Here is a 15,803-nt window from a genome sequence, read left to right as displayed (position 1 = left end):
CTCTCCTGAAAGAAAAACACCCTGTCAGCGTACCGCTACAGGGTGGGGGTGACCATCTCATTAGCCCCGGCAATAACCGGGGCGTTGGGTATGGCCGGGTGTTTTATCACCCGGTGCTAACAGCACATTACTTCGCGATACGTTTGTATTTGATGCGGTGAGGTTCCAGCGCATCGGCGCCCAGCGTGCGTTTCTTGTACTCTTCGTACTCGGTGAAGTTACCTTCGAAGAACTCCACCTTGCCTTCATCCTGATAATCCAGAATGTGGGTAGCAATACGGTCAAGGAACCAACGGTCGTGGGAAATGACCATGGCGCAGCCGGGGAACTCCAGCAGGGCGTTTTCCAGCGCGCGCAGGGTTTCAATATCCAGGTCGTTGGTCGGTTCATCGAGCAGCAGCACGTTGCCACCGACTTGAAGCAGCTTCGCCAGGTGCAGACGACCGAGCTCACCGCCGGACAGTTCGCCGACGCGTTTGCCCTGATCGGTACCTTTAAAGTTAAAACGACCAACATAGGCGCGACTCGGCATCTCGGTGGTGCCAATACGCATGATGTCCAGCCCGCCGGAGACTTCTTCCCACACGGTTTTGCTGTTGTCCATGCTGTCACGGAACTGATCGACCGACGCCAGTTTTACTGTTTCGCCCAGTTCGATAGTACCGCCATCGGGCTGTTCTTGACCGGACATCATACGGAACAGCGTTGATTTACCAGCACCATTCGGGCCGATAATCCCAACAATCGCCCCTTTGGGCACCGAGAACGACAGGCCATCAATCAGTTGGCGCTCACCGTAGGCCTTGCTCAGGTTGGTGACTTCCACCACTTTGTCGCCCAGACGTGGACCTGGTGGAATGAACAGTTCGTTGGTTTCGTTACGTTTCTGGTATTCGGTGCTGTTAAGCTCTTCAAAGCGAGCCAAACGGGCTTTGCCCTTGGCCTGACGGCCTTTGGCACCCTGGCGCACCCACTCCAGCTCTTTCTCAATGGATTTACGGCGAGCCGCTTCCTGAGAGGCTTCCTGCGCCAGACGTTGATCTTTTTGCTCCAGCCAGGAAGAGTAGTTGCCTTCCCACGGAATGCCTTCGCCGCGGTCCAGTTCCAGAATCCAGCCAGCCACGTTATCGAGGAAGTAACGGTCGTGGGTGATGGCTACCACGGTGCCTTCGAAGTCGTGCAGGAAGCGTTCCAGCCAGGCCACGGACTCCGCATCCAGGTGGTTGGTCGGTTCGTCGAGCAGCAGCATGTCTGGTTTTTCCAACAGCAGACGACACAGCGCCACGCGACGGCGCTCGCCCCCGGACAGTTTGGCTATTTTGGCATCCCATTCCGGCAGGCGCAGCGCATCAGCAGCGCGTTCTAACTGGTTATCCAGATTATGGCCGTCGTGCGCCTTAATGATCTCTTCCAGCTTACCCTGTTCCGCCGCCAGCTTGTCGAAGTCGGCATTCGGATCGGCGTACAGTGCATACACTTCATCCAGACGTTTGAGCGCACCGACCACTTCCGATACCGCTTCTTCGACGGATTCACGTACTGTGTGTTCCGGGTTGAGCTGCGGTTCCTGAGGCAAGTAGCCGATTTTGATGCCGGGTTGCGGACGCGCTTCCCCTTCGATGTCTTTATCGATCCCAGCCATGATACGCAGCAGGGTGGATTTCCCTGCGCCGTTCAGGCCCAGCACGCCAATTTTTGCGCCCGGGAAGAAGCTGAGGGAGATATTTTTTAAAATATGGCGCTTCGGCGGAACCACTTTGCCGACGCGGTGCACGGTATAGACGTATTGAGCCACGTTGCGACTTCGCCTCTCTATGGGTTAAAGGATGCAGTGCGTAGCCTGCGCTGCATCGAGGTTAACGATGGATGAAGGTGGGGCGTCGCCCTCTTCGATTTATCGTTATGCTGATGCGGAGTGTAGCTGGTTTCGCTGTGCGATCCCAGCCATCATCCCTTACTGTCTGTCACTCTGTGAAATGGCTCTAAGGGCTGCGTTTTCGCGCATAGTGTCCTACTCGGAATTTATAAACGGTTATCCTTACGTTGCTTGACATTTTATTCCCTTTTACGACATATCGCCGCCGCGCATCCTGTGCCACACTGGAGGACAGCAAATGTCGTCTGGATGATGCAAATTTTGCTGATGCGAACACCTTGTTTGCACTGACTGCGGCATTCTGAGGCGAAATGTATCAGTGATGTGCACATTGCATGTCGATAACCGTTTGGGATGAGGTGGTTTGGATGAAGGGTAACATGGGGCGCTGAGCGCGCATTGCCATCCTGTGTCTGGCGGGGGTTACAAGCTCAGCCATGGTGGATACGCTGGATAAACAACGTCAGCTTTATCAGCAGATTAAGCAGGTGTGGGACAGTAATCAGATGGATACCGTGCAGGCGTTGATGCCAACCTTGCGCGATTACCCGCTTTATCCTTATCTGGAATACCGCGCGTTAACACAATCGCTGGGGCAGGTGAGCAGCAGCGACGTCAGCGCATTCTCGGCGCGTTATCCAACGTTACCACCTGCGCGTAACCTGAAATCCCTGTTTGTGAATGAACTGGCGCGCCGCGAGGATTGGGCGGGCTTGCTGGCGTTTGCGCCCACCTCACCCAAACCGGTTGCGGCGCACTGTAATCACCTCTATGCCCGCTTCGCAACGGGGCAGCGTCAGGGCGTGTGGGATGAAGCAAAGGCCATCTGGCTGACCGGCCGTTCGCTGCCTACCACTTGCGATAAGCTGTTCGCCGTCTGGGAAGCCACCGGTGAAAAAACGCCGATCGCCGTACTGGAGCGCATTCGGCTGGCAATGAACGAAGGCAGCACCGGGCTGGTGAACTATCTGGTGAAACAGCTTCCGCCTGATTACCGTACCATCAGCGATGCGTTGATGAAGCTACAGAATGACCCCAAAACCGTAGAGCGCTTTGCACGCAACGTGGGGCCAACTGATTTTACGCGCAATGCCACGCTGGTCGCCTTCCGCCAACTGGCTCGACAGGATGAAGAGGGGGCCCGCGCGCTTATCAGCGTATTGGTGCGGCTGCAAAAAATGAGCGAAGCCGATCGCCGCGAGATGGAAGAAGCGGTGGCCTGGCGTTGGATGGGAACCGGTGCGACACCAGAACAGGCCGCTTGGCGTGATGCTGTTACGCAGCGCAGCCAATCCACCTGCCTGATTGAACGTAGGGTACGTATGACGCTCGGAGAGGGAGATAAAGCGGGGCAGCGCTTCTGGCTCGCGAAACTTCCGGCTGAGACGTTACAGAAAGATGAGTGGCGCTACTGGCAAGCGATGTTGCTGTTAGATAACGGGCAGCGTCAGGATGGGGAAGCCATACTGCGATCGCTGATGCAGGGACGGGGCTTCTACCCGATGGTTGCCGCGCAGAAGTTCGGTATCCCTTATTCGTTGACCATTACCTCGTCCATCCCGGATAAGACATTGGCACAACGGCCGGAAATTGCGCGCGTGCGCGAATTGATGTACTGGAACATGGACAATCTGGCGCGTAGCGAATGGGGAGAACTTGTGGTGAACAGCGATAAGCCGCGTCAGGGGGCGTTAGCGCGTTACGCGTTTGATCAAGGCTGGGCTGACCTCAGCGTGCAGGCGACCATTGTGGCTAAGCTGTGGGACAATCTGGAAGAACGTTTCCCGCTGGCATGGCGTGACACCTTCCAGCGAATGACGCAAGGGCGTGCCATTCAACAGAGCTATGCGATGGTGATTGCCCGCCAGGAAAGCGCGTGAAACCCGCAGGCGCGCTCGCCGGTCGGTGCCTCCGGCCTGATGCAACTGATGCCGGCCACCGCGCAGCATACCGCGAAAAAGGGCAACCTGAGCGGCTATGTCAACAGCAGCCAGTTGTTCGATCCCGAAACCAATATTTTGTTGGGAACCACTTATCTGGATGATGTCTATCAGACCTTTAATAACAACCGTATCCTTGCCAGTGCAGCCTATAACGCCGGTCCTTCGCGCGTGAATACCTGGCTGAAAAACAGCGCAGGGCGTCTCGATCCGGTTGCCTTTATTGAAAGCATTCCGTTTACCGAAACACGTGGCTATGTGAAAAACGTGCTGGCCTACGATGCCTTCTATCGCTATTTCCTGCATCAGAATGACAGCGTATTGACGTCAGCAGAGTGGGGACAGCATTACTAGGTGTTGCGCTACCGATGCGATTTTTCACGCACGATATCGGTGATTTCCCAATGATTATGCTATGCTGCTGTACTCGTTAACGAGTATGGCAGCCCGCTATGACCCCTTTATCACATACCGATCCCGCGCTTTCCGAACACGGCAATGAAGATTGGCTCAAGTTTGTTGAGCTAGTGAAGCTCTCCGTGGCGGAGGATCTGCATCACCCTCTGTTGCAACTGTTGTTGACGCCGGACGAACGCACGGCGCTTGCTACGCGTGTGCGCATTATTCAGGAGCTGATGCGAGGAGAGATGAGCCAGCGTGAATTGAAAAACGAATTGGGTGCCGGTATTGCTACCATCACGCGAGGATCTAACAGTTTAAAAGCGGCATCGCCCGCGCTGAAACAGTGGCTGGACACACAACTGCTGCCTGAGGGCAAATAGGTCTGTGGGATGTCGTAGAGGTTAAGGGGCATCGCGCCCCTTAAACGGGCTAGCTTGGCTGGCTGTAAATGAGGTTGTGGAAGGGCACCAACGCTAACAACAGTGCCTGATAGTAGACGCTGGTGCGCGTCAGTTTACCGTCGGTGAACACGCCAATCGCACCGCCCTGATGTTTAATGTCCTGAATGCCGGTCAAACGTGCCATTTCGTCTCCCAGCTCTCTTCCTTCCTTGATTCCTTGTAATATACTTTCCGGCAGCACCAGGCTGGCGGAGCGTGATTCACCACGCAGATGTGGGTTTTCAATCACCATCCAGGCGAACGTCATGCTCTCTTCAATGCCAGCTTCGACGCCGACCCAGAAGTTGGCCTCGGGCCGAACCTGACGGGCGCGCATAACGCGGTTGCGGGCTCCGGTACGCGTTTCGGTGGAACCCAAGGGTTGATGAGAAACGCCGCTGTCGACATCAACACCTTCGATGCGACAGTTTTCTTGGCCAAAGACATCCGTGAATGCGAGTGTAATAGCCTTAATTTTTGCCGGGTTGGTAGTGGCAGCGACAACATGGTACATAACGGTTCATACTCTTTTAGTTAATTTGACGCAGTATAATGGAAAAAAGCGATGTTACAGGTATATCTTGTTCGCCACGGTGAAACGGAATGGAACGTGGCTCGGCGTATTCAGGGACAATCCGACAGCCCGTTGACCGCACAAGGCGAACAGCAGGCCTATCAGGTTGCGAACAGTGTTAAAACGCTAGGCATCACGCATATCTTTACCAGCGATTTAGGGAGGACGCGCCGCACTACCGAGATTATTGCGCGGTCTTGCCACCACTGTGAAGTGGTTGAAGACCCTAATTTGCGTGAGCTGAATATGGGCGTGCTGGAAATGCGTGACATAGACACCCTCAGTCCGCAGGAGGAAACCTGGCGCAAGCAACTGTTGGACGGTACGCCGGATGGCCGCATTCCCAAAGGGGAATCCATGGCGGAGATGGCAACGCGTATGCATCAGGTGCTCGATCGCTGTCTGGCGCTGCCGCCTGGCAGTCGTCCGCTGCTGGTCAGTCATGGTATGGCCCTCGGCTGCTTGTTGGGCACCATACTTGGGCTGCCCGCCAGCGCGGAACGCCGTTTGCGGTTGCGTAACTGCTCGCTCTCCCGCATCGATTATCAGCAGAGCCCGTGGTTGGCGTCCGGCTGGGTCGTGGAAACCACCGGGGATGTTTCTCATCTTGATACCCCGGCATTGGATGAACTCCAGCGTTAACGGTGCGCGCGCTTAGCGACGGATAGGGATCAGGTATTCGCAGCAGATCACTTTCGGTGGTCCCTCTTCTTTCGTGCCATTCGGGGTAAAACGCTCTGCGTCACAGCCATCGCGACGCGTCAGCTCGAAGGTGGGCAGGCAGGTATCGTACAGGCTGATAATAAAATCCTGTAGCGCATCCGTGGGGCCTTCATAGACGAACAAAGCATACTCGCCGCCGGGGAGCGTAATCGGCTCGCCGGGGTGAACCCCTTCAGGGACGTGCTCCGGCTCCACCGCAGTGGTATAGAGCACATCATGCTCGTCTTCTTTATCCTTGCTCGGACGGGCGTGGTGCAAGCCATACAGCAAGGGGGGAATGCACTTGGCCTCGCCCAGATACTGCCGCCAGAAGTGCACGCGCATTTCCGTGCGGAAATTACAGATCTGCTCTAGAGAACAGTTGCAGTTTTGCGTGACACCCACAAGTTGCGTATCTGGCAGTGTGACAAATTCGGGCTGAGGCAGCGTAAATTCATCCAAGCGCAAAGGAGGGCGAATACCATAGGTATTCCACTCTTCGGCACGGCAATAAGAGGCTGGCGTCTGTGCAAACTGCTTTTTAAAAGCGCGGGTGAACGTTTGCTGTGAATCGAAGCGGTATTGCAGCGCGATATCAAGGATCGGTCTGCCGGTCATACACAGTGCCACCGCGGCTTTGGTCAACCGGCGTGCGCGAATATACGCGCCGATAGCGTGCCCAGTGACATCTTTGAACATACGTTGCAGGTGCCATTTGGAGTAGCCGGCTTTTGCTGCCACGTTATCCAGCGACAGTGGCTGGTCAAGATGGTTTTCCAGCCAATTGAGCAGGTCACGTATGATACTGGCTTGATCCATAGAACATCCTCGATAGAACACACAAAGCACGAAGCGCATAGAGATCAGGCATCATAGCAACTTTTTGCTGTTGTCACCGCTTAAGATTTTTGAATAATTAATACAAACAATCAGGTGAAATTTGCATACTTTAGCCCTATATCTAGTAACAGCATCGTCAGAGGGGGAAAAGCCCCTGTAACTTGTTTCCAGACAGAGAGAAATATCGATGAAAAACGCATTAATCATGGGAGCCTGTTTCGCGTTGTTGGGCGTAGGTAGCATCGCCAGGGCGGAACAGATTGGTTCTGTAGATACGGTTTTCAAACTGCTGGGGCCAGACCATAAAATTGTGGTGGAAGCCTTTGATGATCCTGATGTTGCGAACGTTACCTGCTATTTGAACCGTGCTAAAACCGGCGGCATCAAAGGGGGGGGGTTAGGCTTGGCAGAGGATACCTCCGATGCCGCCATTTCCTGCCAGCAGGTTGGGCCGATTACGCTGTCGGATAAGATAAAGAAAAGTGATGATAGTGGCACGATGGTGTTCCAAAAGCGCACGTCACTGGTGTTCAAAAAACTTCAGGTGGTTCGTTTCTATGATGAGAAACGTAACGCCCTGGTCTACCTGACGTACTCCGATCGTTTGGTCGACGGCTCGCCAAAAAACGCCTTGAGCGCTGTGCCGATCATTCCCTGGGGCACGAGCGAGTAGTGTCTTAGGGAATCATTGCTGAGACAGAAAAAGCCATTTTCCCCTCGTCATCCTCGGCGAAAGCCGGGGATCTCTGTGAGAAAAACGCGTTTCACCTGCAAGGGATTCCCGCCTGCGTGGAAATGACGGTAGGGCGTGAATAGACATTGTCAGATTATGCGGCGACTGATATGCCTCATCAACGTATATAAGACATAACAATCAGGGTTTAAACAATGAATTCAACGATCTGCACAGAACAAAAGTTCTCTCTTAATGAACTGACAGGGAATACCATTAGCGAATGTCGGTTCATTAATTGTGACTTCTCACGTGCAGATCTCACAGAAACTGTGTTTAAAAATTGCCATTTTTATGACGATGAAAGCCAGACTGGCTGTGATTTTACGCATTCGGTACTCAAGGAAGCGAGATTTATTGGGTGCGATATGAGCCTGTGTAATTTCCAGTTTGCAGAGGCATTTGGTATTGAAATCAGAAAGTGTTGTGCGCAGCGAGCCGATTTCCGTAGCGCCAGTTTCATGAACAAAATTACAGAGCGAGTTTGGTTTTGCAGTGCTTTCATTATTAAATCAAATCTTAGCTATACCAACTTCTCAAAAGCCGTATTAGAGAAATGTGAACTATGGGAAAATCGCTGGACGGCGGCAAATGTACTTGGTGCTTCCTTTATTGGATCAGATCTCTCAGGCGGGGAATTTAACGAGTTTGACTGGCGCTCAGCTAATTTTAGATTTTGTGATCTCACTGGCGCTGAATTGGGGAACCTTAATATCAGGGATACCGAACTCGACGGCGTGAAGCTTGATATGAATCAGGCAGGTCAAGTTCTGATGGATTTAGGGATTATTTTACAAGGCTAGAACGGGGTTGATACTTCGCCGCTGAATGTAACGCGCTGGGCGCGAATGAAAACAGGCATAAAAGCGATTGACGAGAGCGGAATCTGAGTCGAAAACAAAAGGCCGAAACCTGGAGGGTTTCGGCCTCAGACTGATGACAATGTCACTTTACCTCGTCATCCTCGGCGAAAGCCGGGGATCTCTGCCAGAAGAAACGCGTTTCACCTGCAAGAGATTCCCGCCTTCGCGGGAATGACGGTGGGAGTAGGGCGGCCTGTCATTTGTCACTGGAGGCGCGACGTTAGTCTTCCAGATCGCCGCAGAAACGGTAGCCTTCGCCATGAATGGTCGCGATGATTTCCGACGTATCGGCAGTGGATTCGAAATGCTTACGGATGCGGCGAATCGTCACGTCGACGGTGCGGTCGTGCGGTTTCAACTCGCGGCCGGTCATTTTCTTCAACAGTTCGGCACGGGTCTGAATCTTGCCGGGGTTTTCGCAGAAGTGCAGCATCGCACGGAACTCGCTGCGCGGCAGTTTGTACTGCTCAGCCGCTGGGCTAATCAGCGAACGGCTGTTGATGTCCAGTTCCCAACCATTGAAGCGGTAGCTTTCTACCAGACGACGCTCTTCGCTCACACCGCCCACATTCATGGTACGGGACAGCAAATTACGCGCACGGATAGTCAACTCACGTGGGTTAAACGGTTTGGTGATGTAATCATCCGCACCTATTTCCAGGCCGAGGATCTTATCCACTTCGTTATCACGTCCGGTCAGGAACATCAGCGCGACGCTGGCCTGTTCACGCAGTTCGCGTGCCAACAGCAGGCCATTTTTGCCGGGCAGATTGATATCCATGATCACCAGATTGATATCATGTTCGGACAGAATATGGTGCATCTCAGCGCCGTCAGTGGCTTCGTGAACGACATATCCTTCAGCCTCAAAGATGCTCTTGAGGGTGTTACGAGTTACCAACTCGTCTTCGACAATAAGAATGTGCGGGGTCTGCATGTTTGCTACCTAAAATTGCCAACTAATTATAGAATTCGGAAGTACAGAAGTCGCCATCGGTCTTTTCGTGCGCGCACGCGTGGTGCGAGGTTATTGGGCTCTTACCGGAGCTTGAGGCGAAAAGAACACGCTCACTCTCGCAATGTAGACTAAAGTACGCAAATACGTTCCTGGTGCATGCCTGACTTCACCCGATGCGGCACGTTGCTACAGCAACGACATCTCCGCGTATCGGTTGCCTGACGCTGACAAAATTCCGCGTGAATCAGTTGCGCGGGCAGCGCCAGTGCTTTCTACGTGATAACCGCCGATATCAGATGATAATCAGGCTAACTCAACTAAGCCTAAAGTGGTACATAGTTTAACCTTATTAACAGCAACATAACAGTAAGCGCCGATTTTGATCGCTCACAAATCTACGGTTCCGTTGACATATATCAAATTTCATTGTAGCAGGTTAACTATTTTGTGAAAAATACTTATAAGATTGCCAGCTTAAGTCACAATCTGCCTGATTTGGATACGATTCAGCAGCGCAAGCGACCGCAACGAACGCGAAACGTCATCTAGCAATGGTTATTATATAATTCATTGATATTAAAGCATATGTAATGAGTTTTTTGGTTTTTATCCCTTTTTAAGCCTGACCCGCATTTTTTACCGTAAGGTGACGCTCGAATGTTTCATTTATGTTAAATTAAACGACCGCGTGGGGGACGGCGCATACCGGGTATCGCACGTTCGTCAGCCATTTTCTCTTCTTTGGAGGTTTTGTGCAGTTTTTTATTGTGCTGGTCGCGCCAGCTTGCCCAGAGAACGTGGGGGCGGCAGCTAGAGCCATGAAAAACATGGGATTTCATTCACTGCGTATTGTTGACCGTCAGGCACACCTTGAGCTAGGTGCACGCCGGGTGGCGCACGGGGCCGGTGATATTCTGGATAATGTGACCTGCTACCCTACGCTGGCTGATGCATTGGCCGACGTGGATTTTACCGTCGCGACGACGGCGCGCTCGCGAGCCAGGTTTCACTATTACTGCACGCCGACAGAATTGCTCGAGCTGATGCAGGAGAAACAGCAGTGGGTCGGTTCGGCAGCGCTGGTGTTTGGCCGTGAAGATTCTGGCCTCACCAACGATGAATTGGCGCTGGCAGATATATTGACGGGTGTGCCGATGCAGGCAGACTACCCGTCCCTAAATTTAGGGCAGGCCGTCATGGTCTATTGTTACCAGTTGGCGCAACTGATGCAGGTACAGGCAGAGACTGCCGAAGCCGCTCAAGCCGGGCAGTTGGTGGCACTGCGTCATCGGCTGAAAAAGCTGTTGGTGACGTTGCAGGTAGACGATGACGAGAAACTGCGTGATTGGCTAATGCAACGTATCGGGCTGTTACAGCAACGCGATACCGCCATGCTGCATACGCTGCTACACGATATTGAGAAGGCACTGAAGTGAGATGAAAAAAAGAAATCCATTGACTTCATGTCGCGATTGCCTTAACTAATAGAGGATAGAAACCGATTTGTTGATCGAGAGTCCTTTACGCATGCGTCAAATCAGCCTGACCACCACCACCACCATTACCATTACTACCAGTAACGGTGCGGTCTGACGCGTAAAAAAGAATCTGAAAAAGCCCGCACTTAAACCGTGCGGGCTTTTTTTTACGGCGAAGAGCAGGCTCTGCCGACCCGGGCTGCCAGCAGCGGCAGCCAAAAGCGCACGGCGCGTTTTGGTGACTGAAACTCAGGAGAAGAGATAAAAATGCGAGTGTTGAAATTTGGCGGGACTTCCGTGGCGAATGCGGCGCGTTTTGCGCGCGTTGCCGATATCATCGAGAGCAATGCGCGTCAGGAGCAGGTAGCCACCGTACTGTCTGCCCCGGCGAAAATCACCAACCACCTGGTGGCGATGATTGATAAAACCGTTGCGGGCCAAGATATTCTGCCGCATATCAACGATGCCGAAACTATCTTTTCTTCTCTGCTAAAAGGGCTAGCGGAATCGCAGCCGGGTTTCCCGTATGAACGCTTGTCCACGCTGGTACAGAAAGAGCTGGGTCAACTGAAGCAGGTTCTGCACGGCATTTCACTGCTGGGGCAGTGCCCGGACAGCGTCAACGTCAGTATCATCTGTCGTGGCGAGAAACTCTCCATTGCCATCATGGAAGCGGTATTCCAGGCGCGCGGTTATAAGGTATCGGTTATCGATCCGGTAAAACGCTTGCTGGCGCAGGGACATTATCTGGAGTCTACCGTGGATATCGCGGAATCCACGCACCGTATCGCCGAGCAAGGCATTCCTTCCGATCACGTGATTCTGATGGCGGGATTCACGGCGGGTAATGATAAAGGGGAACTGGTGGTACTGGGCCGCAACGGTTCTGACTACTCTGCCGCCGTGTTGGCCGCCTGTTTACGCGCCGATTGTTGTGAAATCTGGACTGACGTGGACGGTGTCTACACCTGTGACCCGCGTCAGGTGCCTGATGCGAGACTGCTGAAGTCAATGTCGTATCAGGAGGCGATGGAGCTCTCCTACTTCGGCGCCAAAGTGCTTCACCCCCGTACCATCGCCCCCATCGCCCAGTTCCAAATTCCCTGCCTGATTAAAAATACCGAAAACCCTCAAGCGCCCGGCACACTGATTGGTTTAGACAGCACTGATACCCAATATCCAGTAAAAGGCATCACCAACCTGAACAATATGGCGATGTTTAACGTCTCCGGCCCAGGCATGAAAGGCATGGTGGGGATGGCAGCGCGCGTGTTTGCGGCAATGTCCCGTGCGGGCATCTCGGTGGTGCTGATCACGCAGTCCTCTTCCGAGTACAGCATCAGCTTCTGTGTGTCGCAAAGCGAACTGGCCCGTTCCAAGAAAACGCTGGAAGATGAATTCTATCTGGAACTGAAAGACGGCGTGCTGGAGCCGCTGGATATTACCGAACGTCTGGCGATCATTTCTGTGGTGGGTGACGGTATGCGCACTCTGCGCGGCCTCTCTGCCCGCCTGTTCTCCGCATTGGCCAGTGCCAATATCAACATCATCGCGATTGCGCAGGGTTCCTCCGAGCGCTCTATCTCTGTGGTGGTGGATAACGACGTGGCGGTGACTGGCGTGCGTGTGGCGCACCAGATGCTGTTTAATACCGATCAGGTGATCTATGTGTTCGTTATCGGCGTAGGCGGCGTGGGCGGTGCTTTGCTGGAGCAGATTCATCGCCAGCAGCCGTGGCTGAAGCAGAAACATATCGATCTGTGCGTCTGCGGTATTGCCAACTCCAAAGCCTTGCTGACCAATATTAACGGCATTGCGCTGGACTCCTGGCGTGAAGCGCTGAATGAGGCGCGCGAACCCTTTAATCTGGGTCGCCTGATTCGTCTGGTGAAAGAGTACCATCTGCTTAACCCGGTTATCGTGGACTGTACCTCTAATCAGGCGGTGGCCGATCAGTATGCTGACTTCCTGGCCGATGGCTTCCATGTCGTCACGCCAAACAAAAAGGCTAACACCGGTTCCATGAGCTATTACCAGCAACTGCGCAGCGCTGCCGGTAAATCACGCCGTAAGTTCCTGTATGACACCAACGTTGGTGCCGGGCTTCCGGTGATTGAAAACCTGCAAAACCTGTTGAATGCCGGGGATGAGTTGCTGCGTTTCACCGGGATCCTCTCGGGGTCGCTCTCCTTTATCTTCGGTAAGCTGGATGAAGGGATGAGCTTGTCGCAGGCGACGTTGCAGGCGAAAGCCAATGGTTACACCGAGCCCGATCCGCGTGACGATCTGTCCGGCATGGATGTGGCGCGCAAGCTGTTGATTCTGGCTCGTGAAGCGGGCTATAAGCTGGAACTGGCCGATATCGATGTTGAGTCGGTGTTGCCGCCGTTCTTTGATGCTTCGGGCGATGTCGATACCTTTATGGCGCGTTTACCAGAGCTGGATGCGCAATTCAGTGAAAAAGTGGCGCACGCACGGGAAGCAGGTAAAGTGTTGCGTTATGTCGGCGTGATTGAAGAAGGGCGCTGCAAAGTGCAAATTAGCGCAGTGGGCGGTAACGATCCGCTGTTCAAAGTAAAAGACGGTGAGAATGCGCTGGCGTTCTATAGCCAGTATTACCAGCCATTGCCGCTGGTGCTGCGCGGTTATGGCGCGGGTAATGATGTGACAGCGGCCGGTGTGTTTGCCGATCTGTTGCGCACGCTGTCATGGAAGTCAGGAGTATAATGATGGTTAAAATTTATGCGCCCGCGTCGATCGGCAACGTCAGCGTTGGGTTTGATGTGCTGGGCGCGGCGGTTACGCCTGTTGATGGCGCTCTGTTGGGCGATTGCGTGACCGTAACGGCGGCCGATAGCTTTAGCTTGCGCAATGAAGGCCGTTTTGTCGGCAAACTGCCGAGTGAGCCGAAAGAGAACATTGTCTACCAGTGTTGGGAGCGGTTTTGCCAGGAAGTGGGGAAAACCATTCCTGTCGCCATGACGCTGGAAAAGAACATGCCGATCGGCTCGGGTCTGGGGTCCAGTGCCTGTTCCGTGGTTGCCGGCCTGATGGCGATGAATGAATTTTGTGGCAAGCCGCTGGATGATACGCGTTTGCTGGCGCTGATGGGGGAGCTGGAAGGACGTATTTCTGGCAGCGTGCACTACGATAATGTCGCTCCGTGCTTCCTGGGCTGTATTCAACTGATGATCGAGCAAAACGGCATTATCAGCCAGCCGGTGCCTGCGTTTGACGATTGGCTGTGGGTCATGGCATATCCTGGGATCAAAGTGTCCACTGCGGAAGCACGCGCCATTCTGCCCGCGCAGTATCGCCGTCAGGATTGCATCAACCATGGCCGTTATCTGGCGGGCTTTATTCACGCTTGTCACACCCGCCAGCCTGCGCTGGCGGCGGCGTTGATGCAGGATGTGATTGCCGAGCCGTACCGTACGCGACTGCTGCCTGGGTTTGCCGAGGCGCGTCAGGCGGCAAAAGATATCGGTGCGCTGGCGTGCGGTATCTCCGGTTCAGGGCCGACGCTGTTTTCCGTGTGCGACGATATGGAAAAGGCGCAGCGTCTGGCTAGTTGGCTGCAAGATAACTATTTGCAGAACGATGAAGGGTTTGTTCATATTTGCGGTCTGGACACGACAGGCGCACGTCAATTGGGATAAGGCATGAAACTTTACAACTTAAAAGATCACAACGAGCAGGTCAGCTTCGCGCAGGCGATCAAACAGGGGCTTGGACGCCAGCAAGGGCTGTTCTTCCCGCTGGAACTGCCTGAGTTCAGTTCGACGGAAATCGATGACCTGCTGGAACTGGATCTGGTTACGCGCAGCAGCCGCATTCTTTCTGCCTATCTGGGTGATGAGATTGCGCCGGAAACTGTTTATCAACGCGTTAAAGCGGCATTTACCTTCCCAGCTCCGGTTGCCACGGTCTCTGAAGACATTGCCCCTCTGGAGCTGTTCCACGGCCCGACGCTGGCGTTTAAGGATTTTGGCGGGCGCTTTATGGCGCAAATGCTGGCACAGGTCTCCAACGGAGAAAAAGTCACCATTTTGACGGCAACCTCCGGTGATACCGGTGCGGCAGTCGCGCACGCGTTTTACGGTCTGGAGAACGTGCGTGTGGTGATTCTGTATCCACGCGGCAAAATCAGCCCGTTGCAGGAGAAGCTGTTCTGTACGCTGGGTGGCAACATCCATACCATCGCGATCGACAGCGATTTCGATGCGTGTCAGGCGCTGGTGAAGCAGGCGTTTGACGATGAAGAATTGAAACAGGCTATTGGCTTGAACTCAGCCAACTCCATCAATATCAGCCGCTTGCTGGCACAAATCTGCTATTACTTTGAAGCTGTGGCGCAGTTGACTGCCGCCGCGCGTCAGCAACTGGTGGTGTCGGTGCCGAGTGGCAACTTCGGTGATTTGACCGCCGGTCTGTTGGCAAAATCCCTTGGCTTACCGATAAAGCGCTTTATCGCTGCCACCAATGCTAATGACACCGTGCCGCGTTATCTCAGCAACGGCGAATGGGCTCCCAACCCGACAGTAGCAACGCTGTCTAACGCCATGGATGTCAGCCAGCCGAACAACTGGCCGCGCGTCGAGGAGCTGTTCCGTCGTAAAAACTGGGCGCTGCCAACGCTGGGATTTGGTGCAGTGAGTGATGACGTGACCAAAGCGACCATGCATGAACTGGAAACGCTGGGCTACACCTCCGAACCGCATGCGGCCATTGCTTATCGTCTGCTGCGCGACCAACTTCAGCCAGGCGAGTTCGGCTTGTTCCTGGGGACGGCGCATCCGGCGAAATTCAAAGAGAGCGTAGAAGAGATTCTGGGTAAAACGCTGGATCTGCCGGAAGCGCTGGCGCAGCGTGCGGATCTGGAATTGCTCTCGCACAACTTTGCACCCGATTTCGCGCAACTGCGTCAGTTCCTGATGGCGTTGCCGGAATAACCTCTGTTGTTATAAACGTTGTAGTTATAAGCGTTGTTGTTATAA

Annotated in this window: 13 protein-coding genes, 1 pseudogene and 1 other annotated feature; of the genes and pseudogenes, 10 read left to right on the top strand and 4 right to left on the bottom strand. The window is 53.8% G+C overall.

What is annotated here, in order from left to right; genetic code table 11:
• Positions 1-127: 127 nt before the first annotated feature.
• Positions 128-1,795: an energy-dependent translational throttle protein EttA gene (ettA, locus tag CS369_RS16275; protein WP_196907921.1), complete on the bottom strand. Its 1,668-nt coding sequence runs from the start codon at positions 1,793-1,795 to the stop codon at positions 128-130.
• Positions 1,796-2,274: 479 nt separating this feature from the next.
• Between ettA and sltY the strand changes: the two are divergent.
• Positions 2,275-4,170 (top strand): annotated as a pseudogene (gene sltY / locus CS369_RS16270) (murein transglycosylase).
• Positions 4,171-4,268: 98 nt separating this feature from the next.
• Positions 4,269-4,598, top strand: a complete 330-nt coding sequence (gene trpR, locus CS369_RS16265) for a trp operon repressor (protein ID WP_196907920.1) — start codon at positions 4,269-4,271, stop codon at positions 4,596-4,598.
• 49 nt (positions 4,599-4,647) lie between these two features.
• Here trpR and yjjX read toward each other — a convergent pair whose 3' ends face one another.
• Positions 4,648-5,172 carry an inosine/xanthosine triphosphatase gene (yjjX, locus tag CS369_RS16260; RefSeq protein WP_196907919.1) on the bottom strand — a complete coding sequence of 175 codons (525 nt, stop codon included), beginning with the start codon at positions 5,170-5,172 and terminating at the stop codon, positions 4,648-4,650.
• Positions 5,173-5,223: 51 nt separating this feature from the next.
• On the opposite strand from yjjX, the gene gpmB reads away from it, so the two are divergent.
• The gene (gene gpmB / locus CS369_RS16255) at positions 5,224-5,874 is read left to right on the top strand and encodes a 2,3-diphosphoglycerate-dependent phosphoglycerate mutase GpmB (protein ID WP_196907918.1); all 651 of its coding nucleotides are present in this window, start codon (positions 5,224-5,226) and stop codon (positions 5,872-5,874) included.
• 12 nt (positions 5,875-5,886) lie between these two features.
• On the opposite strand, the gene robA is transcribed toward gpmB, so the two are convergent.
• Positions 5,887-6,753 carry an MDR efflux pump AcrAB transcriptional activator RobA gene (robA, locus tag CS369_RS16250; RefSeq protein ID WP_196907917.1) on the bottom strand — a complete coding sequence of 289 codons (867 nt, stop codon included), beginning with the start codon at positions 6,751-6,753 and terminating at the stop codon, positions 5,887-5,889.
• Between the two features lie 208 nt (positions 6,754-6,961).
• Between robA and creA the strand changes: the two genes are divergently transcribed.
• Together creA and CS369_RS16240 are read left to right on the top strand one after the other, a co-directional pair.
• Positions 6,962-7,447 carry a protein CreA gene (gene creA / locus CS369_RS16245; RefSeq protein ID WP_196907916.1) on the top strand — a complete coding sequence of 162 codons (486 nt, stop codon included), beginning with the start codon at positions 6,962-6,964 and terminating at the stop codon, positions 7,445-7,447.
• A gap of 215 nt (positions 7,448-7,662) precedes the next feature.
• A complete protein-coding gene (locus tag CS369_RS16240) occupies positions 7,663-8,310 on the top strand; it encodes a Qnr family pentapeptide repeat protein (protein ID WP_196907915.1) in 648 nt (215 codons plus the stop codon).
• Positions 8,311-8,590: 280 nt separating this feature from the next.
• Here CS369_RS16240 and arcA read toward each other — a convergent pair whose 3' ends face one another.
• The gene (arcA, locus tag CS369_RS16235) at positions 8,591-9,307 is read right to left on the bottom strand and encodes a two-component system response regulator ArcA (protein ID WP_196907914.1); all 717 of its coding nucleotides are present in this window, start codon (positions 9,305-9,307) and stop codon (positions 8,591-8,593) included.
• 773 nt (positions 9,308-10,080) lie between these two features.
• Between arcA and CS369_RS16230 the strand changes: the two genes are divergently transcribed.
• The 5 genes from CS369_RS16230 to thrC all read left to right on the top strand — a co-directional run bounded on the left by CS369_RS16230 (position 10,081) and on the right by thrC (position 15,758).
• Positions 10,081-10,764, top strand: a complete 684-nt coding sequence (locus CS369_RS16230; protein WP_196907913.1) for a tRNA/rRNA methyltransferase — start codon at positions 10,081-10,083, stop codon at positions 10,762-10,764.
• Positions 10,765-10,831: 67 nt separating this feature from the next.
• Positions 10,832-10,921 (top strand): thr operon leader peptide, encoded by a 90-nt coding sequence (gene thrL, locus CS369_RS16225; RefSeq protein WP_196907912.1) that lies wholly within the window; start codon positions 10,832-10,834, stop codon positions 10,919-10,921.
• Positions 10,863-10,976: a sequence feature (Thr leader region), on the top strand. It overlaps the preceding gene by 59 nt.
• Positions 10,977-11,073: 97 nt before the next feature.
• Positions 11,074-13,533 (top strand): bifunctional aspartate kinase/homoserine dehydrogenase I, encoded by a 2,460-nt coding sequence (gene thrA, locus CS369_RS16220; protein ID WP_196907911.1) that lies wholly within the window; start codon positions 11,074-11,076, stop codon positions 13,531-13,533.
• Between the two features lie 2 nt (positions 13,534-13,535).
• On the top strand, positions 13,536-14,465 hold the full coding sequence (gene thrB / locus CS369_RS16215) for a homoserine kinase (protein WP_196907922.1): 930 nt from the start codon (positions 13,536-13,538) through the stop codon (positions 14,463-14,465).
• Between the two features lie 3 nt (positions 14,466-14,468).
• Positions 14,469-15,758, top strand: a complete 1,290-nt coding sequence (gene thrC / locus CS369_RS16210) for a threonine synthase (protein WP_196907910.1) — start codon at positions 14,469-14,471, stop codon at positions 15,756-15,758.
• Positions 15,759-15,803: the final 45 nt, after the last annotated feature.

Origin of the sequence: Candidatus Symbiopectobacterium sp. 'North America' (assembly GCF_015762685.1) — a bacterium.
Taxonomy (GTDB): Bacteria; Pseudomonadota; Gammaproteobacteria; order Enterobacterales; family Enterobacteriaceae; genus Symbiopectobacterium.
This window is presented reverse-complemented; position numbering and strand designations above follow the sequence as displayed.

What these genes read in the sequence shown, in the direction of transcription:
- thrC (WP_196907910.1), top strand. Translation starts at nt 14,469, where the DNA reads ATGAAACTTTACAACTTAAAAGATCACAACGAGCAGGTCAGCTTCGCG.
- yjjX (WP_196907919.1), bottom strand. Translation starts at nt 5,172, where the DNA reads ATGTACCATGTTGTCGCTGCCACTACCAACCCGGCAAAAATTAAGGCT.
- CS369_RS16240 (WP_196907915.1), top strand. Translation starts at nt 7,663, where the DNA reads ATGAATTCAACGATCTGCACAGAACAAAAGTTCTCTCTTAATGAACTG.
- gpmB (WP_196907918.1), top strand. Translation starts at nt 5,224, where the DNA reads ATGTTACAGGTATATCTTGTTCGCCACGGTGAAACGGAATGGAACGTG.
- creA (WP_196907916.1), top strand. Translation starts at nt 6,962, where the DNA reads ATGAAAAACGCATTAATCATGGGAGCCTGTTTCGCGTTGTTGGGCGTA.
- trpR (WP_196907920.1), top strand. Translation starts at nt 4,269, where the DNA reads ATGACCCCTTTATCACATACCGATCCCGCGCTTTCCGAACACGGCAAT.
- robA (WP_196907917.1), bottom strand. Translation starts at nt 6,753, where the DNA reads ATGGATCAAGCCAGTATCATACGTGACCTGCTCAATTGGCTGGAAAAC.
- arcA (WP_196907914.1), bottom strand. Translation starts at nt 9,307, where the DNA reads ATGCAGACCCCGCACATTCTTATTGTCGAAGACGAGTTGGTAACTCGT.
- thrA (WP_196907911.1), top strand. Translation starts at nt 11,074, where the DNA reads ATGCGAGTGTTGAAATTTGGCGGGACTTCCGTGGCGAATGCGGCGCGT.
- thrB (WP_196907922.1), top strand. Translation starts at nt 13,536, where the DNA reads ATGGTTAAAATTTATGCGCCCGCGTCGATCGGCAACGTCAGCGTTGGG.